Here is a 25,388-nt window from a genome sequence, read left to right on the forward strand (position 1 = left end):
GGCGCTTGCGGCCTAACTTGGCGGTCGACTCGGACACGTTGCGGCAAGGGGCCGCCCAGTGCCGTTGGAAATCCTGCACCGTGCGGCCCCTTGCCGCAACGTGCCGGTCACCTCTACGTTAGACCGCACGGGGTACCAATCTTGCCAGTCGTCCGTCAGTGACGTACACTGGCGCCAGTGCTTACGCTCATCGAAACCCCAACCTTTGCTGCCGAGGCAGACAAGCTGTGGAGTGAAGAAGAGCGGTTGGAGTTCTTCGAGTGGCTGGCAAGCAATCCGGACGCGGGGGATGTGATTCCTGGTAGCGGAGGGTGTCGCAAGCTGCGATGGTCGCGTGCGGGAACTGGCAAGCGCGGCGGAGTAAGGGTCATCTACTTCACGCGGCTGTCGGCGGGGGAAATCTGGCTGCTGCTGGTGTATGCCAAGGCCGTTCGAGACAACATTCCTAGTCATCTGCTCAAGGCAGTACGTGAGGAGATTGAAAATGGTTAGTCGTACTTCGAAGCCGTCCGCAGGCGAGGACCTGGGCCTCAAGCTGCTGAAGTCCGTGCGTGAGATGAAGGCCGGACAAGCGGCCCGCGTGACGAAGGTGGAACCGAACGAGGTTGCCCAGGCGAGGCAAAAATCGGGGTTGTCGCAGACGCAGTTCGCCGAGGCACTCGGAATCTCAAAGCGCACCCTTCAAGAGTGGGAGCAGGGCCGCCGCTCTCCGTCGGGCGCCGCGCAAACACTCATTCGTATCGCCAAGCGTCATCCTGAAGTGGTGCGAGAGGCGCTCGGTTGAACGTGCGGTCTAACAGAACGGTCGACTCGGACACGTTGCGGCAAGGGGCCGCGAGGCGCCGTTGGATATCCTGCACCTCGTGGCCCCTTGAACCGCCCCGGGAATCTCGGAGACTTCGTGGTGTGAGTCAGACGGGCATGTCCGACTCGGCGAATTGGCGATAGTAGTTGGCCTCGGCTTCGGCCGGCGGGATGTTCCCGATCGGCTCCAGCAGTCGGTGGTGGTTGAACCAGGCGACCCATTCCAGAGTGGCCAATTCGACGCTCTCCTTGGTCCTCCATGGCGCACGCTTGTGGATCACTTCGGCCTTGTAGAGCCCGTTGATCGTTTCCGCGAGCGCGTTGTCGTACGCGTCACCGGCGCTGCCCACCGAGGGCTCGATGCCGGCTTCGGCCAGCCGCTCCGTGTAGCGAATACTGACGTATTGCGAGCCGCGGTCCGAATGGTGAATCAGCCCGCCGTCGTCGCCGGGCTTGCGCTCGTACAGGGCCTGCTCCAGTGCGTCGAGGACGAAGTCGGTACGCATGGTCGACGACACCCGCCAGCCGACGATGCGCCGGGCGAAGACATCGATCACGAAGGCGACGTAGACGAAGCCCTGCCAAGTCGACACGTAAGTGAAGTCGGAGACCCACAGCTGATTCGGTCGCTGGGCGTAGAACACGCGCTGGACCTTGTCGCTTGGACGCGCCGCTGCGACATCAGGCATGGTGGTGCGGACCTTCTTGCCCCGTACGACGCCGCGCAGGCCGCTTCGCCGCATCAGCCGCCCCACGGTGCAACGGGCCACCTCGAAGCCTTCGCGCCGAAGCTGCCGCCAGACCTTGCGCACGCCGTAGACCTGCAGGTTTTCCTGCCAGACGCGTTCAACTTCGCCGACCAGGACGTCGTCTCGCTTGGCACGTTCTGACCGAAGCTCCGGCTGGGCCCTTCGCTGCGCGTGCAGCCAGTACGTCGACGGGGCGATCTGCATGACCCTGCAGATCGGCTCGACCCCGTACGCACCGCGGTGCTCATCGATGAAGGCCTTCACGGCTTGAATCGGCGGTCGAGCTCCGCCTGGGCGAAATATGCGCTGGCCTTGCGCAGAATCTCGTTGGCCTGGCGCAGCTCACGTACCTCGCGCTCCAGATCCTTGATCCGCTGTTGCTCCTGCGTGCTCAGGCCGGGGCGCTGCCCTGTGTTCGTCTCATGCTGACGCACCCAGCGCCGCAGGGCCTCCGCGGTGCAACCGATCTTGGCCGCGATCGAAACGATGGCGGCCCACTGCGACTCGTGCTGCGGCTGGCTCTCTTCGACCATCCGAACGGCCCGCTCGATGACCTCGGGGGAAAATTTCGTTGTCTTTCTCATGGCTTCCTCTTCTCAAGTGTAGAAGCCTCCGAGAAAGCTGGAGCGGTTCAAATGCGGTCTAACAGGTCGGTCGACTCGGACACGTTGCGGCAGGCGCCGGTCACCTTCACGTTCGACGTCACAACCCTCTGGCGGGCCTCCGTGTGGGTACGTTTCTGTTCTTGCAATTCGCTGGGGCTTGCCCGGTGACCTTCCTGCGCCAAGCCGGTGCGGGTCGGTTTATAAACGAGAGAAGGAGCTGAGATGGTGATTCGAGCGATCCTTTTCGCGATGCTTGCTTCTATTGGAACCAGTCCGTCTGTTGCGCAAGTTGCGTGGTTATCTGCCGAATATGTGTGTGCCCGATCGTCGAGATCCTTCTCCGGAGAGAAGCCCGGTAGTGGCGCAGGAGGACTCACAGACACCGCTGCGGCGGTTTCCGAAGATACCGCTCTGCGACTTCTTGTGGAAAGACGAGTTGCCTTCTTCGAGCAGTCACTCGTCGGCTCTGTGACGCCGCTTGGCATTTATGCAGGGCAATCGGCGAGAGAAGGATTTGTGCGGCTTGCAGTTGTCCCGAGCAACCCGGCCGCATGCCTCGCGAGCTTGCCTAGATTGCGGTTTGGAACCCTGTACCGCTTATACACATCGGGAATGCGCCCGGACGAGTGCTTGAAGGTGGACCTCGTGCAGGCACCCTCCGGGAGACACCTCCTGCGAACGACGAACTCCCGACAAGGCGGCGCATACGTGACGCGACACGAACTGGTCGATATGGATACAGATCAGACGCGAGGAGAAATCGTCAGTGCGACTTCAGATCGGGGGCCAAGTTCACTTGGAGGCGCAATCATAGGTTCAATCCTGCCCGCTCCCGGCAAGAGTTGCCGAGCCGACCTACAGAGTTTGACCAACGAGTTCGTCTCTGCAGCGAGCAGTGCATCACCTTCCCTTGTGCCTTCGGCAACTTCGGTGGAGAAGCCAGTACCTAGCTCTGAACTGCTTTTCTCTCGAAGCGACGTGACGTCCCGTGTGCTGCGGGAAATGGGCAACGACCCGCCAGAAGGTGACGTAGTAGTCGCGAGTGACGGCTATAGGGCATTGGTGGCCCACCAAGCCTCGCTTGTTGCGCACCTCGACCTTGATAGATGGCAGGGATGCCGTCCCACAGTACTGCCATTGAAGACGGGCGTGCTTGTGATCGGCTATACGAGCCACGGGCTGACACTAACACCTGTGGGCCTGGATGGCCGGAGCAGCCCAAGCTACCTAGCAGTGTTTGACGAGACTCGAACCGCGTTGACTGGTGAAGGATGTGGCACATCGCTGGCAGCCGTCCGGGGCAGTCGATTGCTTTTGCACTCAAATCTGCCCGGAGCCCGCCCTGCTGTGCTCGAAGCCGATCTGAAAAGGGTGGGGTTGGAGTAAGGGGAAGACCGTGACGTCGAACTGGTCGGTCGACTCGGACACGTTGCGGCCCCTTGCCGCAACGTGCCGGTCACCTTCACGTTAGACCGCCGAGTCACCGGTTTGACGTACATACGCCGTGTATATACACTAGCGCATGGAGTTCACATGGTCCGAAGCGAAACGGACTTCCAACCTCAAGAAGCATGGGCTGGATTTCGTCGATGCTCCTTCTGTGTTTGAAGGCGTGACGTTTACGTTCGAAGACGATCGGTTCTCCTACGACGAGCAGCGCTATGTCACCCTTGGATTGCTCGCCGGCATTCCCGTCTCGGTAGTTCACACGGAGAGTGACCATGAAATCCGCATCATCTCGTTCCGCAAAGCCACAAGCCGCGAAGCGCAAATCTACTTCGATGAAATCAAGGACTGATTGGGCTCGCCTGAAGTCAGGCGTAGCCGTGGCTTCGGACGACCATCCCGAGGCAGACGTCAAACACATCGTCCGCGGAGTTGTCCGCCGCGGCTTGCAGCCAGTTCCGCCGAAGGCTTCAATTTCGTTGCGCGTCGATCAAGACGTTTTGGACTGGTTCAAGGCACAAGGCCCCGGCTACCAGACCCGCATCAATACCGTCTTGCGGGCGTTTCGGGATGCATCGGTATAACAGGTCGGTCGCTCGCGTTGCAGCAAGGCGCCGGTCACCTTCCCGTCAGTCCCCCACCGCGCTATGGACCCCCTCAGCCTTGACCAGTTTCCTCAGCCGGAGCACAACGACCCGGGCAGCGTGACCGCCGCACTGGAGGCGCTTCGAGGTGCTCGGGATGAAGAGTCTGCTGCGGAGGCTTACGACGCCTTTCTATGGTCCGTGGGCGATAACCACGCGGGGACGTTCTACCCGGTCGTGCTGGCCGTCCTGCCGGAGATCGAGAAGCTCCTGGTGGATGGCGAGTACTGGGCACAGCGCGCCACGATCGAAGCGCTCATCGATCTTGGCGGATCGTTCGCTCCGGAGGAAGGGTACGAGACGTACCTCGGAGGATCGGTCCAGCATACGCTGAGGAGCTTCATCCACTCGCTGCGGCGGCAACTTGCTCCTCTTGCGATCGGTGACGATCCGAGGGCGAAGAGTGCGGCCGATCTTCTGGAGCTGATCGATGACCAAGCGGGCTGACGGGCCGGTCGGCCCGGACACGTTGCGGCAAGGGGCCGTGCGGCTTCTCGCAGGGGGAAATCCCCAGATCGCGAAGGCCGATGGAGATGCTCCCGTGCAGGCGTACATCGCAGCAATGCCTGGATGGAAACGCGACGTGGGCCAGCGGCTGGACGAACTCATCTCCCAGGCCGTCCCTGGTGTTCACAAGGCCGTGCGCTGGAACTCGCCCATGTATGGCATCAAGGGGCAGGGCTGGTTCGCCAGTTTCCATGTCTTCACCAGCTATGTGAAGGTCACCTTCTTCAAGGGGACCTCGCTGCGCCCGGTCCCGCCCGGTGGTACGGCAAAGGAAGCCCGGTGGATCGATGTCCCGGAAGGCGCGTTCGACGAAGCGCAGTTGGTCGACTGGATCGAACAAGCCGCAGCCATTCCGGGCTGGGGAAATTCCTGACCATGGGACTCCTGACCTTCTCCATCAACCTCACCCTGGACGGCTGCGTCGACCACCAGGAAGGCGTCGCCGACGAGGAGACGCACGCCTTCTTCACGCGCCTCCTGGAGGAGAGCGGCGCGATGCTGTGGGGCCGTATCACCTACGAGATGATGGAGAGCTACTGGCCCGCGGTCGCCCGCGGCGACGTGGAGGCGCCGCCGGCGGTCCGCGAATGGGCCGTCAAGCTGGAGGCCAAGCCGAAGCACGTGGTGTCCTCCACGCGAAAGGACTTCCCCTGGACCAACAGCCACCATATCGCCGGAGATTTGCGCACGGGGGTGCAGAAGCTGAAGGACGCGACACCGGCCGGCGTGCTCCTCGCCAGCGGCAAGCTCGCGACCGAGCTGGACCGCCTGGACCTGATCGACGAATACAAGTTTCTCGTGCACCCCAGAATCGCAGGCCACGGCCCCACCTTGTACCACGGCGGGCTGCCTGGCACGCGGCGGCTCGAGCTGCTCTCGGCGAAGCCGCTGCGTTGCGGGGCAGTCGCCATGCACTACCGGCGGGCGCGCTGACTCGTGCCACGACCGAACCAGGCGTCGTGGCAGCGCCACCGGGGGGCTGTGACGCTCACGTGAGCCGCCGGAACCACACCACCGACAGCGTCCCCGCCACCACCATCAGCACCGCCGACACGAGCGCGGCCAGTGCCGTCAGCTCCGTCTCGCGCTTCACCACCTGCAGCTGCGAGCCCAGGTTCGCGTAGACGCTGCGCAGCGTTTCCGCCGTCGCGGCGTGGTGGTATTCGCCGCCGGTCATGCGGGCCACTTCGCGCAACGTGGGCTCGTCCAGCTGCATGTAGATCGGGATGCCTTCGGGCGTGGCGGTGTCGCCCATCACGGTGCCGAGCCCGATCACGTACACGCGCACGCCGCGGTCGGCCGCCATCTTCGCGGCTTCGAGGGTGTCGATGCCGGTGGTCCGCCGGCCGTCGCTCAGGAGGATGATGGCCGCGGGCGCATAGGAGCCCGGGGCGACCGGTTCCACCTGCTTCGGCCCGGGCTTGCCCTTCTCGTCCAGGCTGCGGCCGCGCGGTTTGCCGTTGCCGCCGAAGGTCATCTCGCCCACGTCGATGCCGTGGTCCGGGAACAGTTCCGCGAGGCACAGCACGATCGCATTGCCCACCGCGGTGCCCATCTGCATCTGGAAGCCGTCGATCGCGGCGACCAGCGCTTCGCGATCGAGCGTCGCGCGCTGCGCCACCTGGCTGCTGCCCGCGAACGTCACCAGCCCCACTTCCACGTCCTTGGGCAACTCGCGCAGGAACAGCTTGGCGCCTTCCTGCGCGGCAACGAGGCGCGTGGGCTTCACGTCCGTGACGCGCATGCTCAGCGAGATGTCGATGGCCAGCATCACCGACGAGCGCGCCCACGGCAGCGGGACGCGCGCCACCGGGCGTGCCACTCCGAAGAGCAGCGCGCAGAGCGCCAGGAAGAACAGCGCGGGCGGCACGTGCCGCCGCCACGCGCGCCCCTGCGCCGCCTCGCGCGGCACCGCCACGCTGCTGTAGCGCAACGCGGCCTTGCGCCGCCGCCGCAACAGCCACACGTAGACCGTGGGCAGCAGCGGCAGCGCCAGCATCAGCCAGAGGGTCTGGGGCCAGAGGAAGAACATGGGTGGTGCGGCGAAATCGTGCCTGCGAAGCGGCGGCCGCGCAAGCTCAGTCCTGCAGCCTCCGCGTCGCCTGGCGCACCAGCGTGTCCAGGTCCGGGCCGAGCTTGAACGCCTGCGCGAAACTGGCGAGGCCGTAGCCCGGGTCTGCCTGCCGCACGGCGGCCATCAGCTCCTTCGCTTCCCTGGTGCGACCCGCCGATGCGAGGCAGAGCATCGCGATCGCGCGGATGTGCACGTGCGCGTTGGGCCGCGCGGCGGAGCGCACCGCCCAGTCCGCCGCTTCCTCGTGGCGGCCCAGGCGCAGCAGCGCCAGTGCGCGCGACGCGAGCATGCCGAACAGCAGCGGATCCATGGGGCTGAGCGCCCGGGCGTGATCCGCCTCCTCGATCGCGGTCTGCGCATCGCCGGACTGCGCGTGCACGAAGCCCAGCGTGTAGTGCCCCAGCGCGAAGTTCGGGCTCAATTCGATGGCGGCATGCAGTTCGCGCAGCGCGTCGTCCTGGCTGTCCTTCAGCCACATCGCGCGCCCCAGCGCCCAGTGCGCCGCGGGGTCATGTTCGTCGGCCATCACGCCGTCGGCCGCCGCGGCGTAAGCGTGTTCGATCGCGTCGCGGCGCTCGCGCCAGCCGAGGAAGGCATCCTGGAAGTGCGTGAACGACAGGCCGGCACGCGGCCGCGCGAAGGTGGGATCGAGGCGCACGGCCGTCTGGAAGAACTGCCGCGCCTGTTCGTTGTCCTCGCGGTTGAAGCGCATCATGTGCCACAGCCCGCGGTGGTGCGCCTCCCAGGCGTTCAGCGAGTGCGGGTTCTTCAGGATCGCGCGGTTGCGCTCAGCCGCTTCCACCTGGTTGGCGATGCCGGTGACGATGCGGTTGCCGATCTCGTCGAGCACCGCGAAGGTGTCGGCCAGCGCGCCGCTGAATTCCTCCGCCCACACCACCTGTCCGCTGCGTGTTTCGGCCAGCTGCACGGCGACGGTGAGACGCGTGCCGGGCCCGCGGCGAAGCGACCCGCTGGCGACGTAGTCCACGTCGAGCCGGCGGCCGGCGTCTTCGGAGCCCACTTGACGCTCGGCCAGGGCGAGCATGGTCCCTTCCGCGATGACGAACATGCTGCGCAGCTTGGCCAGGCGCGTGATGACGTCGTTGGCCATGCCGTCGCCGAGGCCGCCGCGCAAGGTGCCGCCCGGCGTGCGGTCCACGAAAGGCAGGATGGCGAGCGATGCGCGCCGCGTGACGGCCTGCGACGGCTGCACGTCGGGTGCCACGGCGATGATGGAAGAAGCGATCGCCACGCCGCCGGTGCGCCGCTCCTTCGCGGCGCGCCAGACGTGCGAGATCGGTCCCCAGTCCTGGCCTTCGGCTTCGTAGCGCCGCGCCGTGGCCGCAAGATGTTCTTCGCCTTCGCGCAGGCGGCCGAGCGCCGCGAGGGTGTCCAGCAGCCGCTCGTGCGCCTGCCGGTCGAAGGGCGCGAGGGCGAGCCAGCGCTCCAGCGCCGGCAGCGCGTTCTCGCTCGCCAACGGCAGTGCGCGCACCCAGTGCTCCAGCACCGTCGCATGGCGTGCGCGCAGGCGCCGGCGCTCCGCCGTCAACCAGCCGGTGAACGCAGGGCTGCCCGGCACGTCCAGGCCTTCCAGGAATTCGCCGTCGCCGAACGCGGCCGAGAGCATCTCCAGTTGCGATGGCGGCAAGCCCGCCACGCCGTCCTGCAGCAGGCGCGCGACCTCGTGCACGTCGACGCTGCAATCCGAGAGGTCCAGGGCGACGTTGTCGCCTTCCGCCAGCACGCGCGCGCGGCCGGGGGTGTCCAGCACCGAGCGCAGCTTGCTCAGGCACCAGCGCAGTTCCCCGCGCGGGTCGGAAGGCACGTCCCACAGCAGTTCGGTGAGGTGGCTGCGCGAGATCGGCCGCCCCGCCAGCGCCAGGTAGGCGAGCAGGGCGCGCGCCTTGCGCGAACGGGGCAGGGTGACGGGCGCGCCGTCGCGGCCCAGGCGCAGCGGGCCGAGCAGCCGCAGCGTGAGCGCCGCCGCCTGCCCGTGTGCATCCGTTTCCACGCCAATTTCCACGCCGGTCCCCACGCTGGCTACCACGTGCCCGCGGGACAGTGCTTCGTCGGCGGGGAGACCCGCCGCGCACCCGTCCCATCACCCCTGGAGCCACCCATGACCGCATCGATCGCCAACGCCGTCGCCGGCCCGCAAGCCGCCGCGACGCCCGACTTCGCCGCCATCAAGACCCGCCAGAAGGCCGCCTGGGCTTCCGGCGACTATGCCGTGGTCGGTACCACCTTGCAAATCGTCGGGGAGACGCTGTGCGAGGCCGCCGACCTGCGCGCCGGCGAGCGCGTGCTGGACGTCGCCGCGGGCAACGGCAACGCCACGCTGGCGGCCGCCCGCCGCTGGTGCGAAGTGACGTCCACCGACTACGTGCCGGCCCTGCTGGAGCGCGCCCGCGAGCGCGCCGCCGCCGAGCGCCTGCACGCCGTCGACTTCCAGGAAGCGGACGCCGAGGCGCTGCCCTTCGACGACGGCAGCTTCGACGTGGTGCTCTCCACGTTCGGTTGCATGTTCGCGCCCAACCCGCCGCGCGTGGCGTCCGAGCTGCTGCGCGTGTGCCGCTCCGGCGGCCGCATCGCCATGGCGAACTGGACGCCCGAGGGCTTCATCGGCCAGCTGTTCAAGACCGTGGGCCGGTACGTGCCGCCGCCGGCGGGCGTGGCGTCGCCCGCGCAGTGGGGCAGCCGCGACCGCATCAACGAGCTGTTCGAGGCCTCGGCCCGCTCCGTCGCCACGGAGAAGCGGCACTTCGCCTTCCGCTACCGCTCGCCCGACCACATGCTGGAGGTCTTCCGCGGCTACTACGGGCCGGTGCTCAAGGCCTTCGGCGCGCTGGATGCGGACGGGCAGCAGGCGCTGGCCGCGGACCTGACCGGCCTGATGAAGCAGTTCGACGCGGGGCAGGGCGGCGGGCTCGTGATCCCGAGCGCGTATCTCGAGATCGTCATCACCCGCCGCTGAGGAGCACGCGATGAAGAAGACACCTTTCCTCCTTGCGGCCGCCGCCATCCTCCATGCCGCGCCGGCTGCGCGTGCCGACGCCGTCACCGACTGGAACACCATCGCGGGCGACCTCGTGGTGCAGTCGAAGATGGGCACGCCGCCCGCCGTGCGCGTGATGGCGATCGTGCAGACCGCGGTGCACGAGGCGGTCGCGGCCGCGCAGCTCGCGCAGCCGGATGCGCCCGTCGCCGCCGACGCCGCGGTCGCCGCGGCGAATCGCACCACGCTCGTGAAGCTGCTGCCCCAGCAGGAAGCGGCGATCACCACGGCATACCGCGCCGCGCTGGACAAGCTGGCCGACGGCCCGTCCAGGTCCGCCGGCATCGCCGCCGGCGAGCAGGCGGCCTCGCGCGTGCTGGCCTGGCGTGCGGACGACGGCGCGGGCGCTCCCGAGCGCTACCGGCCGCAAGCCACGCCCGGGACCTACGTGCCCACCGCCGCGGTGGCGACGCCGCAATGGCCGCAGCGCAAGCCCTGGCTGCTGCAGGACGCCGCGCAGTTCCGTCCCGCGCCGCCTCCCGCGCTGGGCAGCGCGCAGTGGGCGCGCGACTACAACGAGGTGAAGGCGCTCGGCGCGAAGGCCAGCACGCAGCGCACGCCGGAGCAGACCGAGGTGGCACGCTTCTGGGAATACTCGCTGCCGCCCATCTACTACGGGGTCGCGCGCTCGGTGGCGCTCGCGCCCGGCCGCACGGTGGCGCAGAACGCGCGCCTCTTCGCCGCCACCAGCCAGGCGATGGACGATGCGCTGATCGCGGTGATGGACGCCAAGTACCACTACGGCTTCTGGCGGCCCGTCACCGCCATCCGCAACGGCGACCGCGACGGCAACCCCGCCACCGACGTCGAGCACGGCTGGGCGCCCTTCATCGACAACCCCGGCCACCCGGAATACCCCAGCGCGCACAGCATCCTCGCCGGCGCCGTCGGCGAACTGGTGAAGGCGGAAGTGGGCGACGGCGAGATGCCGGAGCTCTCCAGCAGCAGCCCTTCCGCGAACGGGGGCACGCGCCGCTGGAAGTCGCCCGATGCCTTCGTGCAGGAGGTGGCGGATGCGCGCGTGTGGGAAGGCATCCACTTCCGCACGTCCACGGAGGTCGGCGCCGGGATGGGCCGCAGGATAGGCGCGCTGGCCGCGACACGCGTGGCGCAGGCGCCGGCGACCGCGGCGGTGCCGCAGGCGCCGGCCCCGCGGATGCACGACGGGCGGTGAGCGCTGTCCGGCGCACTGTCCGGAAGCGCGTACGGCCCGCAGTCGTCCGCCTCCTACGGCCGAGCCTGGGGCGCATCGTGGAGACTTTCGCCTGTCATGCGCCTGAGAACACGCAACCGCATCGAGATCCAGTGCGAGGGAGCCTGCCCCCTCGTCGCCCTGCTGCGTCCGCGCAGCGGCGCGCAGCAGTGGGTGGTGGCGGAACGCTACGGCATCGAGCCCTGGGTACCGGCGACGGAGTACGTGGACGCCTTCGGCAACCTCTGCCAGCGCTTCACGCTGCCGGCCGGCGAAAGCGTGCTGGACGTGCAGCACGAGGTGGAGGTCGCCTCGCAGATCGAGGTGGACCGCCGCGCGCTGCAGGTCCCGCCCGCGCAACTGCCGGACGAGACGCTGCAGTACATGCTGCAGAGCCGCTACTGCCCGAGCGACAAGATGTGCGAGCGCGCGGAGGAGATCGTCCAGGGCTGCACGCCCGGCTACCCGCAGGCCGAGCGCATCGCGGAATGGGTCCGCGAGAACATCGAGTACTCCTATGGGGTCAGCGAGGCCAGCACCTGCGCGCTGGACACGCTGGACCAGGGCGCCGGCGTCTGCCGCGACTTCGCGCACGTGGGCATCGCGCTGTCGCGCAGCCTGATGATGCCGGCGCGCATCGTCGTGGGCTACTTGCACGAGCTGGACCCGATGGACATGCACGCCTGGTACGAGGTGTACCTGGGCGGCCGCTGGTACGCCTTCGACGCCACCCAGCCCGAGCCGCGCGGCGGCCGCGTCGTCGTCGCCTACGGGCGCGACGCGGCGGACGTGGCCTTCCTCTCGAACTACGGGCCCCTGGAGATCACGGACATGGAGGTGTCCGTGACGGAGGTTTGAGCGTGCCCTCACCCCAACCCTCTCCCAGAGGGAGAGGGAGGAAAACCTAACGGAGTTGCGCCAGGTAATGCGCCAGGTCCGCCAGGTCCTGGTCCTTCAGCCCGTACAGGGACGCCGCCATGATGGTGTCCCGCCCCGGCCCCGGCTTGTCGCGGAACTGCTTCATCGCCGTGAGCAGGAAGCTCTCGTGCTGGCCGGCCAGGCGCGGGATCTGCTGGCGGCCGGTGAAGTCCGGCAGGTGGCAGCTGCCGCACAGCGCCTTGCCGGCGAGCGCCTGCCCCCGCTGGAACATCGCTTCGTCCCGCTTCGCCGCCACCGCCACCGGCTTCTGCGCGGCGAAGTACGCCGCGAGCGCGACGATCTCCGGGTCCTTCATCCCGTCCAGCAGCCCCTTCATCTGCGGCACCTCCCGCATGCCTTCGCGGATCAGCACCAGCTGGTTCTCGATGAACAGCTGCGGCTGCGCCGCGAGCGAGGGGATCTCCGGGTTCTGCGAATTGCCCTGCGGCCCGTGGCAGGCCATGCACAGCTGCAGCTGCTGCGCCGGAGGCGCCGCGGGCTGCGACTGCGCGAGGGAGGCCGCCACGAGCAGCGCCGCGCCCAACGCGCGGCGCACGACTGCGTCAACGGGCATACGAGATGCGGTAGATCGCGCCCATCTGCTCGTCCGACAGCAGCAGCGAGCCGTCGGGCATCTGCAGGAAGTACACCGGGCGGCCCCAGAACGCGTCCTTCTGCGTGTCGAGGAAGCCGGTGACGAAGGGCGTGATCGTGGCATTGGAGCCGTCCGCGTTGGCGCGGACCGTCACCACGTCGTAGCCGAACTTCTTGGTGCGGTTCCACGAGCCCTTGCGCGCCACGAAGGCGACGTTGCGGTACTCCGGCGGGAACATGCTGCCCGTGTAGAAGTGGATGCCCATCGTCGCGGCGTGCGGGCCGGTGGTCGTGACCGGCAGCGTCACGCCGTCGCAGGCGCGGTCGCGCTTCACGTCGCGGTCGGGGATGCCGTTCGCATGGCAGTAGGGGAAGCCGAAGAACTGCCCCGGCCGGCCCAGGCGGTTCAGTTCGTCTTCCGGCGCGTCGTCGCCCATCCAGTCGCGGCCATGGTCGGTGAACCACATTTCGCGGGTCACGGGATGCCAGGCGAAGCCCTGCGTGTTGCGCACGCCGGTCGCCACCACTTCCATGTTGTTGCCGTCGGCGTCGTAGCGGCGGATCTGGGCATACCCGGGCTGCACCATGCAGATGTTGCAGGGCGCGCCGAAGGGGACGTACAGCTTGCCGTCGGGGCCGAAGGCGATGTACTTCCAGTTGTGGTGCTGCTCCACGGGCAGCTGGAAGCGCGCGGTGAGGTCCACCGGCTGCACGTTCGGGTTGCGGTCGATGCCGTCGTAGCGCAGCACCTTGTCGATCGCCGCGACGTACAGGTTGCCGTTGTGGTACGTGACCGCGGGCTGGTTCAGCTTGTCGACCAGCACGCGGCTGGTGCGCGCACCGCCGTTGTCGGTGATCTCGTAGACGCGGCCGATGCCGCGCGTGCCGGCATACACCTTGCCGCTCTCGGTGCGGGACATGGCCCGCACGCCCGGCATGCCGGAGGCCCAGAGCTCGATGCGGAAGCCGGGCGGCAGCTTCAGGGTATTCAGCGGAATGTCAGCCGCGGGGACGGCCGTCAGGCGGCCGGCGTGCGGCGCCAGGGTGGACGCCGCCTGGTCCGCCGTGCGCCCCTGCTGCCAGGCGGGCGCGCTGGACGGCAGCGGCTGCGCGGCCTGCGAGACGGAAACGTTCTGCGACGGCGGATTCTGGGCGCAGCCGGCGAGGACGGCGGCGAGGACGACACTGGCGAGGCGTAGCTTCATCATCTTCTCCTTGTGTTGTGACAGGGCCGGCGGATGCTACGGGCAGCCGCCCGCGCGGGCGGCGAGGGCTTTCACTAGCTGTGACGTCCGGATACCACGGGCGCCGCCGCCGCCAAGCCTGTTCAGCTTCGATTCATCTCGGCCCGCGCACCATGCAGGCATCCCAACCAGGAGCCACCATGAACCGCTTCTCCACCGCCAAGACCCTCGCCGCCGCCGCCGTCGCGTTCGGCGCCCTGGCCGCCACCTCCGCGGCCCATGCCCGCTCCGACGTGCACTTCTCCATCGGGCTGTCGGCGCCCATCGGCTACGCAGCGCCCGTCTACGTGCAGCCGCAGCCGGTGTACGTGCAGCCGCAACCCGTGTACGTGCAGCCCGCGCCGGTGTACCTGCAGCCGCGCGCCGTCTACTACGAAGGCCACCGCCACGGCCACCGCCGCGGCCCCTGGGGCGACGCGGACCGCGACGGCGTGCCGAACCGCTACGACCACGCCCCGCACAACCCGTACCGCCGCTGACCGGGGCTCGCGCGGCCGGCCTGCTCGGCCGCGCCGCCTCCCCCTATCGGCGTGTTGCGGCGCCACGGGGCATCTCCTATGCTGTCCCGATGCGCCTTCCCCGATTCCTCCGTCGGGCCGGCCCCGCGGAAGAAGATTCCGGGGGCACCGGCTTCGACCCCACGACCACCACGCACTTCCAGGCGAAGATGAAGCGTGCGCCGGTGTGGTTCTGCTCCTTCCTCGCAGGCAACAACCGCGAGCGCGTCCGCTTCCGGGACGAGCTGGTGAACATGAAGGGCGCCTGGCCCCTGCTGATGAAACAGCGCCGCGGCGGCACCTGGACGCCGGAGGACAAGCAGCAGCTCAAGACGATGGTGCGCTCCGCCTCCTCCGTCAGTCCCTACCTGTTCATCTGGGCGCTGCCCGGCTCGGTGCTGCTGCTGCCCTTCCTGGCCTGGTACCTGGACACGCGCCGCAAGCAGCGCACTGCCGGCGCGGCCGGCTCCCCCGGCAGCCGGTGAAGCGGGCGGATCGCCCCTCTCCCGGATAGCCGTCGCGGCGCGCTCGGCTAAGCTCGGCACCGCTGCGCGATGACCGAGAACGACCCCCCACCTTACTGGCTGTACCTGCTCGAATGCGAGGGCGGCGTCTTCTACGCCGGCATCGCGCTGGACGTGGAGCGCCGCTTCTACCAGCACCTGTTCGGCACCGGCGCGAAGTTCACCCGCGCCCGCCCGCCGCTGCGCGTGCTGGCCGCGCGCGAGTACCCGAGCAAGTCGCACGCCTTGCGGGCCGAGCTGGCGCTGAAGGCGCTGGCGCGCGCCGACAAGGTCGGCTTCTTCGCGCAGGCGGAGGCCTGAAGCGATGCACGCGCGCATCGCGGCTGCTGCCTGCACGGCGTTCCTGGCCGCGGGCGCGAGCGCCCAGTCCTCCGTCACCGTCTTCGGCGCGATCGACCTGGCCATCGCGCACTACAAGGGCGAAGGCACCGGTTCGAAGACGCACCTCGTTCCCGGCGGCAACCAGAACAACCGCATCGGCGTGCGCGGCCGCGAAGACCTGGGCGGCGGCCTGTACGCGTGGTTCGAGCTGGAGGCGGGGTATTCGCCGGACACGGGCACGGGCCTGAACTCGAACAACAACAACCAGGAAACGGGGCTCGTGAACACCGGCGGCGCGCTGACCTTCAACCGCCGCTCCCTGGTGGCGATCGGCGGCGGATGGGGCGAGCTGCGCTTCGGCCGCGACTACGTGCCCTCGTTCTGGCCGCTCTACATCTACGACCCGTTCCGCACGGGCGTGGGCTTCGGCGGCGTCACCATCCTGGGCTCCACGGTCACCAACCTGCGCGCGTCCAACAGCATCGGCTACTTCACGCCCGGTTGCGACCCTTACCTGTGCCGTGGCCTGTTCGCGCAGGTGATGATCGCCTTCGGCGAGAACCCGAGCGGCACGCCGCAGGAGGACAACGGCAAGGTGGCGGGGCTGCGGGTGGGCTATGCCACGCCCACCTGGGAAGCGTCCATCGCGCAGAGCCGCACCAGGAACGACACGGTCCGGGAGTTCACGCAGACCTCCGGCGGCGGCGCCGTCGAGGCCGGCTTCGCCCGCCTGATGGTGCTGGCGGGCGAGAACCGCACCGGCCGCCCCGTCGCCGCGCTGAACAACGGCACGCGCGCGCCCTTCTGGCAGCTCGGCGCGCTGGTGTATGCGGGGGCGGGCTACGTGCCGATCGCGTACACGCGCGTCAGCCGCAACGACCCGCAGGACAGCCATGCGACCAAGCTCGCGTTCGGCTACGTGTACAACCTGTCCAAGCGCACGGCCTTGTACACGACCTACGCGCACATCGAGAACCGCAACGCGCTGGCGCTGCCGGTGAACGTCGGCGCCGACGCGGGCCCGGCGCCCTTGCCGGGGCGCAGCGCCTCCGGCTGGGACGTCGGGGTGCGCCACACGTTCTGAGCGCGGCGCGGCTCACGCGCGCGCCAGCATCCGCTGCACCATCCGCCGCGCGAGCGGCGCGACCACCATGACCGCGGGGAAGGCGAACAGCCACGCGGTGAGCCAGGCCGCGATCCACGTCCCGACGAAGCCGGGCGCGGGGCCCAGCGTCCGCAGCGTGGAGATGCCGGAGACCAGCAGCGACATCAGGCCCGAGAGGACCAGGGCGAAGAGCAGGGGCTCGAGGCGGTGGGTCCTCATGCGGCCTCCGCGGCTGCGATCGCGCGCGCCGGCTGCGCCAGCCGATGCAGCGCCCGTGCGAAGTTCTCGCCGAACATGCGCGCGCCCTTGAGGTCGCCGGGCGCGAACGCGTCGGCCGCAGCCGCGTGGCCGGCCTGCGCCATCAGCCCCGACCAGGAGCCGAGGCGGTTGGCGGCTTCCTCGTACGGCACGCCGCCATGCTGCTCCGGCAGCACCGGGTTGCCCATCCACAGCATGCCGTGCTGCATGGCGAAGACGAACATCGCCATCAGCGTGGACTGCTTGTCGCCCGCGGGCAGCGACGAGACGGTGAAGCCGGCGGCGAGCTTGCCCCGCAGTTGCTGCTCGCGCCACATGCGGCCGGTCGCGTCCATGAAGGACTTGAAGGTGCCGGACACGCCGCCGAGGTAGGTGGGGGATCCGAACAGCAGCCCGTCGAAGGCGCGCAGCTGCGCGGGATCGCGCGCCACGTCGGCGGCTTGCAGCAGGTGGACTTCCGTGCCGGGAACGGCGCGCGCCCCTTCGGCGACGCGTTCGGCGATGTGGCCGGTGTGCCCGTGGGCACTGTGGAAGAGGACGGCGAGTTGCTTCATGGCATTCCTTCGTGGGGTGGGGATCTCCAGGGAGTCATCGCGAGATCCATGCGATGCCGGCGGCGGCCAGGTAGAGGCCCCCGCCGAAGACGGTGTGGTTGGCGAGGCTGCGCAGGCGGTTCTTCCACGGCGTGGGCGTGCGCGACGCGGCGATGCCCGCGCCCATGGCGGGCTGCATGACGAACCACGGGGCCGCGACCGTGGCGATGCCGACGGCCAGCGCGGGCAGCAGCGACGGGTCGCGCGTGAAGCCGGTCCCTTGCACGGCGACCAGCACCGCGGCGAACGCGACGCCGGTGAGGTAATGGGTGATCCAGCCGAGCGCGCGTTCTCCCGCGACGGGCTCGGCCCGCGCGATGGATGCATGCGCGATGCGCCCGCGCGCCAGGTGCCCGACCCAGCGGCCGATGAGCGCGAAATCGAGCGTCGGGATGCCCAGGCGCTCGAGGAGCAGCAGCCAGAGGTCCATGACAGCCGTGGCCATGAGGCCGAGGAGGACGGTGCGGGTGAGGTCTTCTGCAATGGGATTCATGGGGCCTGCCGGTTGACGCTCGATCAGCGTGACGGCAGGATAGAAATTCAAGTCGACTTGAAGTCAAGGGGTGCGCGATGGACATCGCCGAAGTGGCCCGGCGCGCGGGCGTGCCGGCCTCGACGCTGCGCTACTACGAGGAGAAGGGGCTGATCGCCTCGGTGGGGCGGCAGGGCCTGCGCCGCACCTTCGCGCCGGGCGTGCTGGACCAATTGGCCCTGGTCGCGCTCGGCCAGGCGGCGGGTTTCTCGCTGGCCGAGATCAAGGGGATGTTCTCGCCGGAAGGGCGGCCCAGCATCGACCGGGCCCAGCTCTCGGCGAAGGCGGACGAGATCGACGCCACGGTGCGGCGCCTGAAGGCGATGAGCGATGGGTTGCGGCATGCCGCCGTGTGCCCGGCGCCCAGCCATGCGGAGTGCCCGACCTTCCAGCGGCTGCTGCGTGCGGCTTCGGCCGGCAACCTGCAGCCGCGGCAGAAGCGCGCCGTGCGCGCGCGCTGATCAGCGGCGCCCGCCGCCTCCGCGGCCGCCACCCCCGCCACCGCCACCGCCACCGCCACCGCCGCCACGTCCCGGGCCCGCGCCGGTCCCGCGCGTGTGCGACCAGTTGCCGCCGTGCGAGTGCCTGTGCCCGTGGTGGTGTCCGCCGCCCCAGAACGTGCCGGAGAACCACAGGCCGCCGCCCCAGTACGGGTAGTAGGGGTACGGGTACGCGTAGCCGTAGGAGTAAGGATAGGGATAGGGATAAGGGTATGCGTACGGATATGTGTAGCCGTACGGGTACGGGTACGCCGGGTACTGCGCCGCGGCGGCGGGGTAGTACTGGATCTCCGCACTCGCGTCGCTGTTGGGCGTGACGACGGTGTACGGCGCCGCGACCGTGGGGTAGTAGGTCGTGCAGCCGGTCAAGGTGGGGACGAGGGCCAGCGGGAGGAGAAGGGATTTCATGCATCTCTCCGGGCGGCGAACGACGGCCGCTGCCCCTTCATACTCCGCCGGACGCCGGGCCGCCATCGGGACTTGGTCCCGATGGCGGCCGACTTTACATTCGCGCGGGCTACTGGCAGCTGAAGTTCGCGGCGGCGTTCACGTCGCCCGAACCCTTGTACACCGCCTTCTTCGGATACGGGCACAGCGGACGGCTCGCCGTCACGGCGCCGCTCTGCACGCGCGAGGCAACGATCGCTTCGGGTGCCGCCCCCTGCTCCACCCAGCGGTCCAGGGCCATCAGCAGGTCGTTGTCCGCCGTGGGATTCGGCGCCTGCGCGGCGCTGTTGCCGAACACCGTCGGGCCGGTGCCGCCGCTGCAGTGCCCCATGCCGGGCGCGAGGAAGAGGCGGAAGAAGCTGTCCGTGGCCTGCTGCGAACCCTGCGCCGTGCGCACCTTCTCGTAGTACGCGATCGTGTCCATCGCGTTCACCACGGGATCGGACCAGCCCTGGTACGTGATCAGCTTGCCGCCCCGCGCCTTGAACGCGGAGATGTCGGCGTTGTTCTGGTCCACCAGCGGGCCCACCTTCGAGAGCGAGAACGTGAGGTCGCGGTCGTAGTCGAAGGTCCACCAGTTCCACTGCGGGTTGTCGAACACCCACAGCGCCCAGAAGTCGGAGCGCACGGGGGCCGCGCCGCCCCAGTAGCCAGGCCAGCCGGATTCGGTCCCCACCGCGAGCCCCGGGTAGATCTGGGCGCCGGTCCGCGGGTTCTTCGGCCCGGCGTAGATCTTCTTCGCCGCCGTGACCTGGTCTGCCGTCAGGCAGTCGGGCGCATCTGCACCGGTGCACTGCAGCGACTCCACGTTGAAGACGCTGGTGGTGCAGGCACGCGGGTCCGCGATGACGCCGTCCGTGACGCCGTCCAGCCCGTCGCACGCCGCCACGGCTTTCTGCGTGATCAGGGCCGCCTTCGCGTTGGTGAGGAGCGTCGTGTTCGTGTTGGGAACGCGGTTGGACTGGTAGCGCCAGAGGAATTCCACGTTGAGGGCGACGCGGTTGTTGCCGGGCGCGCCGGCAATCACGCCGTCGAAGTCCTGCGGGTACTGCTGCACCTCGGCATAGCCCTGGTGGCCGCCCGTGGAGCAGCCGTAGTAGTAGGCGCGCTTGGCCGACTGCCCCTGCAGGTGCGCCAGGATGCCCTTGCCGGGCACGGTGATCGCGTTGATCGAACGCGTGCCCCAGTCCTTGATCTTCTCCGGGTGGCCCACGCCCCAGAACATCTCGTTCGGGTCGGTGGACTGGTGCCCGGTGTCGCCGCCCATCACGGCGTAGCCCTGGCGCATCGCGTAGGCCATGTCGTTGTAGCTCAGGGCGGGGCTGTAGCCTCCGTTGCCCGTGGTGACCATCTTGCCGTTCCAACCGTCCTGCGGGACCCACAGCTCGAAGTTCACGAGCGAGTCCGCGCTCGGGCGCGACTGCCCCTTCACGAGGCAGAACGCGGACAGGTTCGCGATGGGGTTACGGGCGCCGGCCGGCTGGTAGCTGTTGGCGGCCACCGGTTCGGCCGACAGCACCGTCGCGTTCTCCAGCTTCAGGTCCGCGAAGCTGTTGATGGCGCAGGCCTTGGCGACCGGGGCGGCGGGGGCGGGCGCCGGCGCCTCGGTGATGCCACCGCCGCCGCCGCCGCCGCACGCGCTCAGGGCGGCGGCGGCGAACAAGGCGGCGAGGCGCTTGGGTGGGTGGAAGGGGGATGTCATGCGTGTCTCCTGGTCTTGTTGGTCGAAAGGAAAAAACCCGTCCGGCTGCGAGTGCCGGACGGGCGATGCTTCAGATGCCCTTGCCGTCGCCGGGCTGCGAGGCCGGTGCCGCACCGAGCGGCTGCCCCCCGGGTCCGGCCATGAAGGTCTGCCACGGTGCGGGTTCGACCTGGCCCACGCCGGGCTTGCCGTAGTCGCACACGCCGTAGGGGAAGGCCGCTTGCAGGCGCGCCCACTGCTCGGGGGTGAAGCTCGCCTGGTAGTCGCCCGCCGCGAGCGGCTTGAGCTGGCACTTCATGATGTCGCTCTTGAGCGGCTCGCCCGAGGAAACGCGCGTGTCGCGATACACGGGCCACTCGCTGTCGGTCGGCGCGGGCACGCCGTCGGCGCCGATGGTGGAATCCATGCCCGGCGTCGCGCCGGTGTTGCACACGGCGGGATCGGTCACCCAGCCGGTGGCGGAACGCCAGCACTGGTCGACCGCTCCGGAGGGCTTGTTCGCGAGCACCTTCTCGCGCTGCGTGCGGCCGGACGTGTCGGCCTCGATCGCTGCGAGCCACTGGTTCATCAGGTCGAAGCGCATCTGCGCGTAGTTGGGCGGGGTGCCCTTGTGGCGCAGGATCACGTGGTTGCCGTAGTCGCCCCACTCCGCGAGGATGCGGTTGCGGATCACGTACTGGCGGAAGTCGTAGTGCTCCTCGATGATGTTGAAGCTGACGTCCGCGATGATCGGCACCTCGCCCAGCCGCCGCCCGTGCGGGACGCGGCCGGACGCATGCGTGATCTCCACCGCGCCGGGGTCGGCCACCATGCGGCCCGCCTGCCACTGGCCGTTGATGTCGTAGCCGCCGACGAGCTCGTTCAGCCGCAGGAACTGTTCGACGGTGATCCGGCCCGCGTTGAGCGCCGCGAGGCCGTACTGGATGCCGAGGTTGTCGTGCGGCGTCTTCGCGTAGCCGCTGGCATCGCGCGGGCCGAACACGGCGATGTTGAAGTCCTGCAGCGTGCAGCGGATTCCGGAGAGGTTGGCCAGGGACCATCGGTTCGGGTCCGTGCCGCAGCCGCCGCCGCCCACCGTCGGGTCCATGTAGAAGGGCGTGCGGCTGGCCATGTTGGTGTTGGCGGGGCCTTCGCACACCTGGTTCCAGCGGTGGCCGGCGATCTGGGCGCGCTCCACGAGCGAATAGGAGAGGCCGGAGGAGTCGCTGTCGTAGAAGCGCTTCAGCAGGCCGCAGTCCGCGAACTCGCGCCCGGTGGTCCAGGTGTCCTGCCAGCCGTCGGCCGGCAGGATGCCCTGCAGCAGGCCGGGATAGTTGGTGACGTGCAGGTGCTGCTGGTGCGCGCCGCCGGAGCTGCCGTCGGACATCGTGTAGCGGATCTCGCCGTAGTTCTCGGTGATGTGCTCCTTGACCATCATCACGGTCTCGGCGGACGTCACGTCGTTGCAGTGGCTGCCGTAGTTGGTCATCTCCGAGGAGGCGACCATGAAGCCGCGGCGCAGCGCGACGTCGTCCAGCACGTTGCCCGGGTTCACCTGCGTGCGGCCGAACTCGCAGCCGGAGCCGAATTTCCAGAACAGCTTGCCGTTCCACGAGGGCGAGCGGTTCCAGGGCGCCCAGCCTTGCGTGGGGTTCGCCGGATTCGCGAGGTACGCGACGTCGTACTTGCCGCGGTTGATCACGCCGCGCTCGATCCGCACGATGTAAGGGACCGTCCTGCCTTCGTCGGTGGTGACCGATGCGATGTTCGCGGCGGCCGGCGGGTTGGCCGGGTCGTAGTTCGCGAAGCTGCCCGCCAGCGTGCGGTACTGGTAGCGGTACACCGGCGCCGCGATGTTGCACTTCCCGTCCAGCGGGTTGCCGAGGTCGGGATTGCTGGCGGTGGGGTTGGCCACCTTCGTCGTGCAGGTCCACGGCTGCACCTGCGGGCCGGAGATGACGGGGCCGCCGAGGTCGTGGTTGGTTACCGTCAGGCGCGCGCCCGGGCCGTTGGGCACGCGCGCCACGATGGTGTTGTCGCCTTCCACCAGGCCACCCACCACGCCGTAGTAGCGGCCGTCGGGGCGCACCGCGAACGACGCGGTCACGTCCTCGCCGTTGCGCGTGATGCGCACGTCGCCGTAGCCGGCCTTCGCCTTGTCCGGCAACACCAGTTCCACGAGCGCCTGGCCGCCGGACACGAGGTCGGCGCGGTTGCCCAGCACCTTCAGCGTGGAGAGGTTGCCGTTGCCGGTGGCCCTGGAAAGGATGTCGCCGGCGGGCGCGGAACCGGTTCCGCTGCCACCGCCGCAGGCGACGACCAGCAGCGCAGCCGCCGTCGTCGCCAGGAGGGGAATCGCTTGTCTCATCGGGGTTTGCTCCTTGGGGGAAGGGGGACGGTGCGGGTCTGCGCCCGCTCTTCTCACTCCTTGGCGATGCCGGCCGACTCGATGATCTTTCGCCGCTTGGTCGACTCGGCCAGCTGGAACCTGTGCAGGTCTTCGGGGCTGCCGGTGATGGCCTCGAAGCCGTTCTGCGCATAGAAGTTCGAGACGGTCTGGCTCTTGTTCGCCTTGACCAGGATGTCGTTGAGGCGCGCGACGACGGGGGCGGGCGTGCCTTCCGGCACGTAGGCCGCGAACCAGAAGCTCATCTCGTAGTTCTTGACGCCGGCTTCGCTGATCGTGGGCAGCTCCGGCGCGAGCTCGGTTCGCTTCGCGGTGGAAACGCCGAGGGGCCGGACCTTGCCTGCCTTGGCCTGGGGCAGGCCGGTGGCCATGTCGGTGATCATGAACTGGATCTGGCCGCCGATCAGGTCCGTCACCGCGGGCGGATTGCTGCGATAGGGGATGCCGACGATGTAGGTGCCGGTCATCTGCTTGAACAGCTCGCCCGCGATGCGGCTCGAGGAACTGCCGTAGCCGAACGACAGCTTGCCGGGCTGCTCCTTGGCGAGCTTGACCAGTTCCTGCACGTTCCGGACCGGCAGGTCGTTGTTGACCACGAGGATCTGGCCCCCCTTGGACAGCAGCGTCACGGGCGCGAAGTCCTTGACCGGGTCGTACGGCAGCTTCTTGAACAGGTGCTCGTTCGCCGCGTGGGTGGTGTTGGTCGTGATCAGGACGGTGTAGCCGTCCTTGGGCGCCTTCGCGGCGGCCTGGGCGCCGATGAAGGCGTTCGCGCCGGGCTTGTTGTCGATGACGACCGACTGCTTCGTCTGCTCCGTGACCGCCTGGCCCAGGGCGCGCGCGAGCTGGTCGGTCGCGCTGCCGGCGGCGAAGGGCACGATGAAGGTGATCGGCTTGTCGGGCCAGGACTGCGCTTGCGCGCCGAGCGCGAAGGCGAGCGAGGCGGCGAGCAGGGCGAGGCGGCGGGTGGGTTGCATCTTGTCTTGTCTCCTGGGGTCAATCGATCTGGATGGGAAGCGTGAGCAGCAGGCCCGAGAGGCACTTGCCGTGCGTGTCGAGGTTGAGCGAGTCGTTGACGCCGCCGTCGAGGACGTCGTCCAGCACGAGGTTCATCGCGTGCAGCTTCGGCAGCAGGTAGCGCTGCACGCCGGCCGGGCGGCGCGCGGCGAACAGGCTCGCAACGCGTTCGGGCGTGACCTGCGCGACCAGCAGGTCCCAGTGCGCGGCGTCGTAGGCGACCAGGCTGATGGAGGACCGGTTGCCCTTGTCGCCGGTCCGCGCGTGGGCAAGGGTGTGCAGCAGGACGGTCTTCATGCGGCGAAGCTCCAGCGGGGCGCGAGCCACTCGCGCGGCACGAAGCAGGAGTCGCTGCCGAGCCGCGGCGTGATGCACGTGCGCACGCCGCCGCCGCCGGCCGGGCCGCAGGTGTAGAGCGCGAGCACTTCGCGCGTGAGGTGCTCCGCGTCGCAGCGCTCGGGCGATGCGCCGGCGACGCGCAGGCGCACGTCGTCGGAGGCGTGCGCGGGATGCGCGTCCCACCAGCGGCCGTCGTCGTCGGCGAACACGCTGGCGACGCCGATCAGGTCGGCCCGCAGCCGCAGGCCGTCGCGCCCGAGCTGCTGCATGCGGGACCGCACGATGTCGGCCGCCAGCCGTGCGCGCGCGGTGGCGTTGGGGCCGGCATAGGAGATCTCGCCTTCGCCGAGCCAGCCGCCTTCGTAGCAGAGCGTGGCCTTCAGCGTGGGCGGGCGCGGATGGCCGAGGATGCCGCGCACCTCGACGCGGTCGGGGCCGAGGTCGCGCAGTTCGGCCTGCGTGATGTCGGCCACGACGTCGGGCGTGAGGTAGGCAGCGGGATCGTGGATCTCGTACAGCAGCTGCTCGGTGACCGTGCGGCGGTCCACGCGGCCGCCCGTGCCCGCGGCCTTGGTGACCACGATGCGGCCGTCCGCGTGCATCTCCACGATGGGGAAGCCGACACGCGCGAGGTCGGGGACGTCCTTGGTGCCGGGGTCGGCGAAGTAGCCGCCGCACACCTGGGCGCCGCATTCGAGCAGGTGGCCGGCCATGGTGCCCGCAGCCAGCCTGTCCCAGTCGTCGTCGGCCCAGCCGAAGTGCGCGAGGATGGGGCCGAGGGCGAGCGAAGGATCGGCGACGCGGCCGGTGACCACCACCTGCGCGCCCTCGCGCAAGGCGCCGGCGATCTCGCGCGCGCCGAGATAGGCGTTGGCGCTCACGAGCTGCTTGCCGCGCAGCGAGGCCGGCAGCAGCTCCCGCAGGCGCGGTGCCGGCAGGCCGGCGAGCAGGTCGTCGCCCTCGACGACGGCAACGCGCAGGCGCGGCAGGCCGAGCGAAGCCGCGAGTTCCTGGATGCAGGCGGCGGCGCCTTGCGGGTTCGCGGCGCCGAAATTGCCCACGATGGGAATGCCGGCGGCGACGCAGTCGGCGAGCACGGGGCGCAGGAAGCGTTCGAGGCTGGGCTCCCAGCCGGAGCGCGCGTCCTCGCGGCGGCGCAGCTGCGCCAGGGCCAGCGTGCGCTCGGCGAGCGTTTCGAACATCAGAACGGCGGGGCCGCCGAGCTGCACGAGCGTGCGCACCACGGGCACGGCGGCGTCCCAGCGGTCGCCGCTGAAGCCGGCGCCGCAACCGATGCGCAGCACGCCGTTGGAGGAAGGGGAAGGAAGCATGCGG

The 25,388-nt window shown here is 69.2% G+C and carries 29 protein-coding genes and 1 other annotated feature; of the genes, 15 read left to right on the forward strand and 14 right to left on the reverse strand.

Annotation, left to right across the window (positions count from 1 at the left end; translation table 11 throughout):
- Positions 1-177: 177 nt before the first annotated feature.
- Complete coding sequence (locus H8N03_RS00005) at positions 178-492, forward strand: transcriptional regulator (protein WP_187074071.1); 315 nt, start codon at positions 178-180, stop codon at positions 490-492.
- Positions 485-784 carry a helix-turn-helix domain-containing protein gene (locus H8N03_RS00010; RefSeq protein ID WP_187074072.1) on the forward strand — a complete coding sequence of 100 codons (300 nt, stop codon included), beginning with the start codon at positions 485-487 and terminating at the stop codon, positions 782-784. Before H8N03_RS00005 ends, H8N03_RS00010 begins: the two co-directional genes overlap by 8 nt.
- Before the next feature lie 127 nt (positions 785-911).
- On the opposite strand, the gene H8N03_RS00015 is transcribed toward H8N03_RS00010, so the two are convergent.
- Positions 912-2,137, reverse strand: a protein-coding gene (locus tag H8N03_RS00015; RefSeq protein WP_435531642.1) for an IS3 family transposase whose coding sequence is annotated in 2 segments (ribosomal slippage) — positions 912-1,855 and positions 1,855-2,137 — 1,227 coding nt in all. Because the reading frame shifts where the segments join, the coding sequence is not laid out codon by codon here.
- Positions 1,743-1,859: a sequence feature (AL1L pseudoknot), on the reverse strand. Its footprint overlaps the gene before it by 117 nt.
- A gap of 1,543 nt (positions 2,138-3,680) precedes the next feature.
- On the opposite strand from H8N03_RS00015, the gene H8N03_RS00020 reads away from it, so the two are divergent.
- The 5 genes from H8N03_RS00020 to H8N03_RS00040 all read left to right on the forward strand — a co-directional run bounded on the left by H8N03_RS00020 (position 3,681) and on the right by H8N03_RS00040 (position 5,688).
- Positions 3,681-3,956, forward strand: coding sequence for a BrnT family toxin (locus H8N03_RS00020; RefSeq protein ID WP_187074074.1), 276 nt, complete (start codon positions 3,681-3,683; stop codon positions 3,954-3,956).
- A complete protein-coding gene (locus H8N03_RS00025) occupies positions 3,940-4,188 on the forward strand; it encodes a BrnA antitoxin family protein (RefSeq protein ID WP_222622778.1) in 249 nt (82 codons plus the stop codon). Before H8N03_RS00020 ends, H8N03_RS00025 begins: the two co-directional genes overlap by 17 nt.
- 120 nt (positions 4,189-4,308) lie before the next feature.
- Positions 4,309-4,695 carry a hypothetical protein gene (locus tag H8N03_RS00030; protein ID WP_222622779.1) on the forward strand — a complete coding sequence of 129 codons (387 nt, stop codon included), beginning with the start codon at positions 4,309-4,311 and terminating at the stop codon, positions 4,693-4,695.
- Entirely contained in the window at positions 4,679-5,128 is a 450-nt protein-coding gene (locus tag H8N03_RS00035; protein ID WP_187074077.1) for a DUF1801 domain-containing protein, read from the forward strand. Before H8N03_RS00030 ends, H8N03_RS00035 begins: the two co-directional genes overlap by 17 nt.
- A 2-nt stretch (positions 5,129-5,130) precedes the next feature.
- Positions 5,131-5,688: a dihydrofolate reductase family protein gene (locus tag H8N03_RS00040; protein WP_187074078.1), complete on the forward strand. Its 558-nt coding sequence runs from the start codon at positions 5,131-5,133 to the stop codon at positions 5,686-5,688.
- A 55-nt stretch (positions 5,689-5,743) separates the two neighbouring features.
- Here H8N03_RS00040 and H8N03_RS00045 read toward each other — a convergent pair whose 3' ends face one another.
- Together H8N03_RS00045 and H8N03_RS00050 are read right to left on the reverse strand one after the other, a co-directional pair.
- Entirely contained in the window at positions 5,744-6,787 is a 1,044-nt protein-coding gene (locus H8N03_RS00045) for a VWA domain-containing protein (RefSeq protein ID WP_187074079.1), read from the reverse strand.
- 46 nt (positions 6,788-6,833) lie between these two features.
- Positions 6,834-8,840, reverse strand: coding sequence for a transcriptional regulator (locus H8N03_RS00050; RefSeq protein ID WP_354005051.1), 2,007 nt, complete (start codon positions 8,838-8,840; stop codon positions 6,834-6,836).
- Positions 8,841-8,948: 108 nt separating this feature from the next.
- Here H8N03_RS00050 and H8N03_RS00055 point away from each other — a divergent pair, with 108 nt between their 5' ends.
- The 3 genes from H8N03_RS00055 (at position 8,949) to H8N03_RS00065 (ending at position 11,934) form a co-directional block, all read left to right on the forward strand.
- Entirely contained in the window at positions 8,949-9,803 is an 855-nt protein-coding gene (locus H8N03_RS00055; protein ID WP_187074081.1) for a class I SAM-dependent methyltransferase, read from the forward strand.
- A 10-nt stretch (positions 9,804-9,813) separates the two neighbouring features.
- Complete coding sequence (locus tag H8N03_RS00060; protein WP_187074082.1) at positions 9,814-11,058, forward strand: vanadium-dependent haloperoxidase; 1,245 nt, start codon at positions 9,814-9,816, stop codon at positions 11,056-11,058.
- 96 nt (positions 11,059-11,154) lie between these two features.
- On the forward strand, positions 11,155-11,934 hold the full coding sequence (locus H8N03_RS00065; protein WP_187074083.1) for a transglutaminase family protein: 780 nt from the start codon (positions 11,155-11,157) through the stop codon (positions 11,932-11,934).
- A gap of 46 nt (positions 11,935-11,980) precedes the next feature.
- Here the strand turns inward: H8N03_RS00065 and H8N03_RS00070 are convergent, their stop codons facing one another.
- Positions 11,981-12,568: a c-type cytochrome gene (locus tag H8N03_RS00070; RefSeq protein ID WP_255427998.1), complete on the reverse strand. Its 588-nt coding sequence runs from the start codon at positions 12,566-12,568 to the stop codon at positions 11,981-11,983.
- Positions 12,558-13,793 (reverse strand): PQQ-dependent sugar dehydrogenase, encoded by a 1,236-nt coding sequence (locus tag H8N03_RS00075; RefSeq protein ID WP_255427999.1) that lies wholly within the window; start codon positions 13,791-13,793, stop codon positions 12,558-12,560. Before H8N03_RS00075 ends, H8N03_RS00070 begins: the two co-directional genes overlap by 11 nt.
- Positions 13,794-13,972: 179 nt before the next feature.
- Between H8N03_RS00075 and H8N03_RS00080 the strand changes: the two genes are divergently transcribed.
- The 4 genes from H8N03_RS00080 (at position 13,973) to H8N03_RS00095 (ending at position 16,258) form a co-directional block, all read left to right on the forward strand.
- Positions 13,973-14,311 (forward strand): hypothetical protein, encoded by a 339-nt coding sequence (locus H8N03_RS00080; protein ID WP_187074085.1) that lies wholly within the window; start codon positions 13,973-13,975, stop codon positions 14,309-14,311.
- Between the two features lie 89 nt (positions 14,312-14,400).
- Positions 14,401-14,814 carry a hypothetical protein gene (locus H8N03_RS00085; protein WP_187074086.1) on the forward strand — a complete coding sequence of 138 codons (414 nt, stop codon included), beginning with the start codon at positions 14,401-14,403 and terminating at the stop codon, positions 14,812-14,814.
- A 69-nt stretch (positions 14,815-14,883) separates the two neighbouring features.
- Complete coding sequence (locus H8N03_RS00090; RefSeq protein WP_187074087.1) at positions 14,884-15,153, forward strand: GIY-YIG nuclease family protein; 270 nt, start codon at positions 14,884-14,886, stop codon at positions 15,151-15,153.
- A 4-nt stretch (positions 15,154-15,157) separates the two neighbouring features.
- Positions 15,158-16,258, forward strand: coding sequence for a porin (locus H8N03_RS00095; protein ID WP_187074088.1), 1,101 nt, complete (start codon positions 15,158-15,160; stop codon positions 16,256-16,258).
- Between the two features lie 12 nt (positions 16,259-16,270).
- Here H8N03_RS00095 and H8N03_RS00100 read toward each other — a convergent pair whose 3' ends face one another.
- The 3 genes from H8N03_RS00100 to H8N03_RS00110 are packed head-to-tail and all read right to left on the reverse strand — an operon-like array spanning position 16,271 to position 17,623.
- On the reverse strand, positions 16,271-16,498 hold the full coding sequence (locus H8N03_RS00100; RefSeq protein WP_187074089.1) for a DUF2798 domain-containing protein: 228 nt from the start codon (positions 16,496-16,498) through the stop codon (positions 16,271-16,273).
- Positions 16,495-17,091, reverse strand: a complete 597-nt coding sequence (locus tag H8N03_RS00105; protein ID WP_187074090.1) for a flavodoxin family protein — start codon at positions 17,089-17,091, stop codon at positions 16,495-16,497. The genes H8N03_RS00100 and H8N03_RS00105 overlap by 4 nt, the downstream gene beginning before the upstream one ends.
- Before the next feature lie 34 nt (positions 17,092-17,125).
- Positions 17,126-17,623 (reverse strand): DUF2938 domain-containing protein, encoded by a 498-nt coding sequence (locus H8N03_RS00110; protein ID WP_187074091.1) that lies wholly within the window; start codon positions 17,621-17,623, stop codon positions 17,126-17,128.
- A gap of 77 nt (positions 17,624-17,700) precedes the next feature.
- On the opposite strand from H8N03_RS00110, the gene H8N03_RS00115 reads away from it, so the two are divergent.
- Complete coding sequence (locus H8N03_RS00115; RefSeq protein WP_187074092.1) at positions 17,701-18,123, forward strand: helix-turn-helix domain-containing protein; 423 nt, start codon at positions 17,701-17,703, stop codon at positions 18,121-18,123.
- Here H8N03_RS00115 and H8N03_RS26100 read toward each other — a convergent pair whose 3' ends face one another.
- The 6 genes from H8N03_RS26100 to H8N03_RS00145 all read right to left on the reverse strand — a co-directional run bounded on the left by H8N03_RS26100 (position 18,124) and on the right by H8N03_RS00145 (position 25,384).
- Positions 18,124-18,570: a hypothetical protein gene (locus H8N03_RS26100; RefSeq protein ID WP_187074093.1), complete on the reverse strand. Its 447-nt coding sequence runs from the start codon at positions 18,568-18,570 to the stop codon at positions 18,124-18,126.
- A 109-nt stretch (positions 18,571-18,679) separates the two neighbouring features.
- Positions 18,680-20,311 (reverse strand): tannase/feruloyl esterase family alpha/beta hydrolase, encoded by a 1,632-nt coding sequence (locus tag H8N03_RS00125; RefSeq protein WP_187074094.1) that lies wholly within the window; start codon positions 20,309-20,311, stop codon positions 18,680-18,682.
- A gap of 70 nt (positions 20,312-20,381) precedes the next feature.
- Positions 20,382-22,658 carry a DUF6351 family protein gene (locus H8N03_RS00130; RefSeq protein ID WP_187074095.1) on the reverse strand — a complete coding sequence of 759 codons (2,277 nt, stop codon included), beginning with the start codon at positions 22,656-22,658 and terminating at the stop codon, positions 20,382-20,384.
- A gap of 53 nt (positions 22,659-22,711) precedes the next feature.
- The gene (locus H8N03_RS00135) at positions 22,712-23,674 is read right to left on the reverse strand and encodes a Bug family tripartite tricarboxylate transporter substrate binding protein (RefSeq protein ID WP_187074096.1); all 963 of its coding nucleotides are present in this window, start codon (positions 23,672-23,674) and stop codon (positions 22,712-22,714) included.
- A 19-nt stretch (positions 23,675-23,693) separates the two neighbouring features.
- The gene (locus H8N03_RS00140) at positions 23,694-24,011 is read right to left on the reverse strand and encodes an AtuA-related protein (protein WP_187074097.1); all 318 of its coding nucleotides are present in this window, start codon (positions 24,009-24,011) and stop codon (positions 23,694-23,696) included.
- Complete coding sequence (locus H8N03_RS00145; RefSeq protein WP_187074098.1) at positions 24,008-25,384, reverse strand: acyclic terpene utilization AtuA family protein; 1,377 nt, start codon at positions 25,382-25,384, stop codon at positions 24,008-24,010. Before H8N03_RS00145 ends, H8N03_RS00140 begins: the two co-directional genes overlap by 4 nt.
- Between the last annotated feature and the right edge of the window lie 4 nt (positions 25,385-25,388).

Origin of the sequence: Ramlibacter cellulosilyticus, assembly GCF_014297465.1 — a bacterium.
Lineage (GTDB): Bacteria > Pseudomonadota > Gammaproteobacteria > Burkholderiales > Burkholderiaceae_C > Ramlibacter > Ramlibacter cellulosilyticus.

What these genes read in the sequence shown, in the direction of transcription:
- H8N03_RS00035 (WP_187074077.1), top strand. Translation starts at nt 4,679, where the DNA reads ATGACCAAGCGGGCTGACGGGCCGGTCGGCCCGGACACGTTGCGGCAA.
- H8N03_RS00020 (WP_187074074.1), top strand. Translation starts at nt 3,681, where the DNA reads ATGGAGTTCACATGGTCCGAAGCGAAACGGACTTCCAACCTCAAGAAG.
- H8N03_RS00140 (WP_187074097.1), bottom strand. Translation starts at nt 24,011, where the DNA reads ATGAAGACCGTCCTGCTGCACACCCTTGCCCACGCGCGGACCGGCGAC.
- H8N03_RS00115 (WP_187074092.1), top strand. Translation starts at nt 17,701, where the DNA reads ATGGACATCGCCGAAGTGGCCCGGCGCGCGGGCGTGCCGGCCTCGACG.
- H8N03_RS00055 (WP_187074081.1), top strand. Translation starts at nt 8,949, where the DNA reads ATGACCGCATCGATCGCCAACGCCGTCGCCGGCCCGCAAGCCGCCGCG.
- H8N03_RS00010 (WP_187074072.1), top strand. Translation starts at nt 485, where the DNA reads ATGGTTAGTCGTACTTCGAAGCCGTCCGCAGGCGAGGACCTGGGCCTC.
- H8N03_RS00110 (WP_187074091.1), bottom strand. Translation starts at nt 17,623, where the DNA reads ATGAATCCCATTGCAGAAGACCTCACCCGCACCGTCCTCCTCGGCCTC.
- H8N03_RS00105 (WP_187074090.1), bottom strand. Translation starts at nt 17,091, where the DNA reads ATGAAGCAACTCGCCGTCCTCTTCCACAGTGCCCACGGGCACACCGGC.
- H8N03_RS00045 (WP_187074079.1), bottom strand. Translation starts at nt 6,787, where the DNA reads ATGTTCTTCCTCTGGCCCCAGACCCTCTGGCTGATGCTGGCGCTGCCG.
- H8N03_RS00080 (WP_187074085.1), top strand. Translation starts at nt 13,973, where the DNA reads ATGAACCGCTTCTCCACCGCCAAGACCCTCGCCGCCGCCGCCGTCGCG.
- H8N03_RS00135 (WP_187074096.1), bottom strand. Translation starts at nt 23,674, where the DNA reads ATGCAACCCACCCGCCGCCTCGCCCTGCTCGCCGCCTCGCTCGCCTTC.
- H8N03_RS00065 (WP_187074083.1), top strand. Translation starts at nt 11,155, where the DNA reads ATGCGCCTGAGAACACGCAACCGCATCGAGATCCAGTGCGAGGGAGCC.
- H8N03_RS26100 (WP_187074093.1), bottom strand. Translation starts at nt 18,570, where the DNA reads ATGAAATCCCTTCTCCTCCCGCTGGCCCTCGTCCCCACCTTGACCGGC.
- H8N03_RS00040 (WP_187074078.1), top strand. Translation starts at nt 5,131, where the DNA reads ATGGGACTCCTGACCTTCTCCATCAACCTCACCCTGGACGGCTGCGTC.
- H8N03_RS00075 (WP_255427999.1), bottom strand. Translation starts at nt 13,793, where the DNA reads ATGAAGCTACGCCTCGCCAGTGTCGTCCTCGCCGCCGTCCTCGCCGGC.
- H8N03_RS00145 (WP_187074098.1), bottom strand. Translation starts at nt 25,384, where the DNA reads ATGCTTCCTTCCCCTTCCTCCAACGGCGTGCTGCGCATCGGTTGCGGC.
- H8N03_RS00130 (WP_187074095.1), bottom strand. Translation starts at nt 22,658, where the DNA reads ATGAGACAAGCGATTCCCCTCCTGGCGACGACGGCGGCTGCGCTGCTG.
- H8N03_RS00095 (WP_187074088.1), top strand. Translation starts at nt 15,158, where the DNA reads ATGCACGCGCGCATCGCGGCTGCTGCCTGCACGGCGTTCCTGGCCGCG.
- H8N03_RS00090 (WP_187074087.1), top strand. Translation starts at nt 14,884, where the DNA reads ATGACCGAGAACGACCCCCCACCTTACTGGCTGTACCTGCTCGAATGC.
- H8N03_RS00100 (WP_187074089.1), bottom strand. Translation starts at nt 16,498, where the DNA reads ATGAGGACCCACCGCCTCGAGCCCCTGCTCTTCGCCCTGGTCCTCTCG.
- H8N03_RS00060 (WP_187074082.1), top strand. Translation starts at nt 9,814, where the DNA reads ATGAAGAAGACACCTTTCCTCCTTGCGGCCGCCGCCATCCTCCATGCC.
- H8N03_RS00025 (WP_222622778.1), top strand. Translation starts at nt 3,940, where the DNA reads ATGAAATCAAGGACTGATTGGGCTCGCCTGAAGTCAGGCGTAGCCGTG.
- H8N03_RS00125 (WP_187074094.1), bottom strand. Translation starts at nt 20,311, where the DNA reads ATGACATCCCCCTTCCACCCACCCAAGCGCCTCGCCGCCTTGTTCGCC.
- H8N03_RS00070 (WP_255427998.1), bottom strand. Translation starts at nt 12,568, where the DNA reads ATGCCCGTTGACGCAGTCGTGCGCCGCGCGTTGGGCGCGGCGCTGCTC.
- H8N03_RS00085 (WP_187074086.1), top strand. Translation starts at nt 14,401, where the DNA reads ATGCGCCTTCCCCGATTCCTCCGTCGGGCCGGCCCCGCGGAAGAAGAT.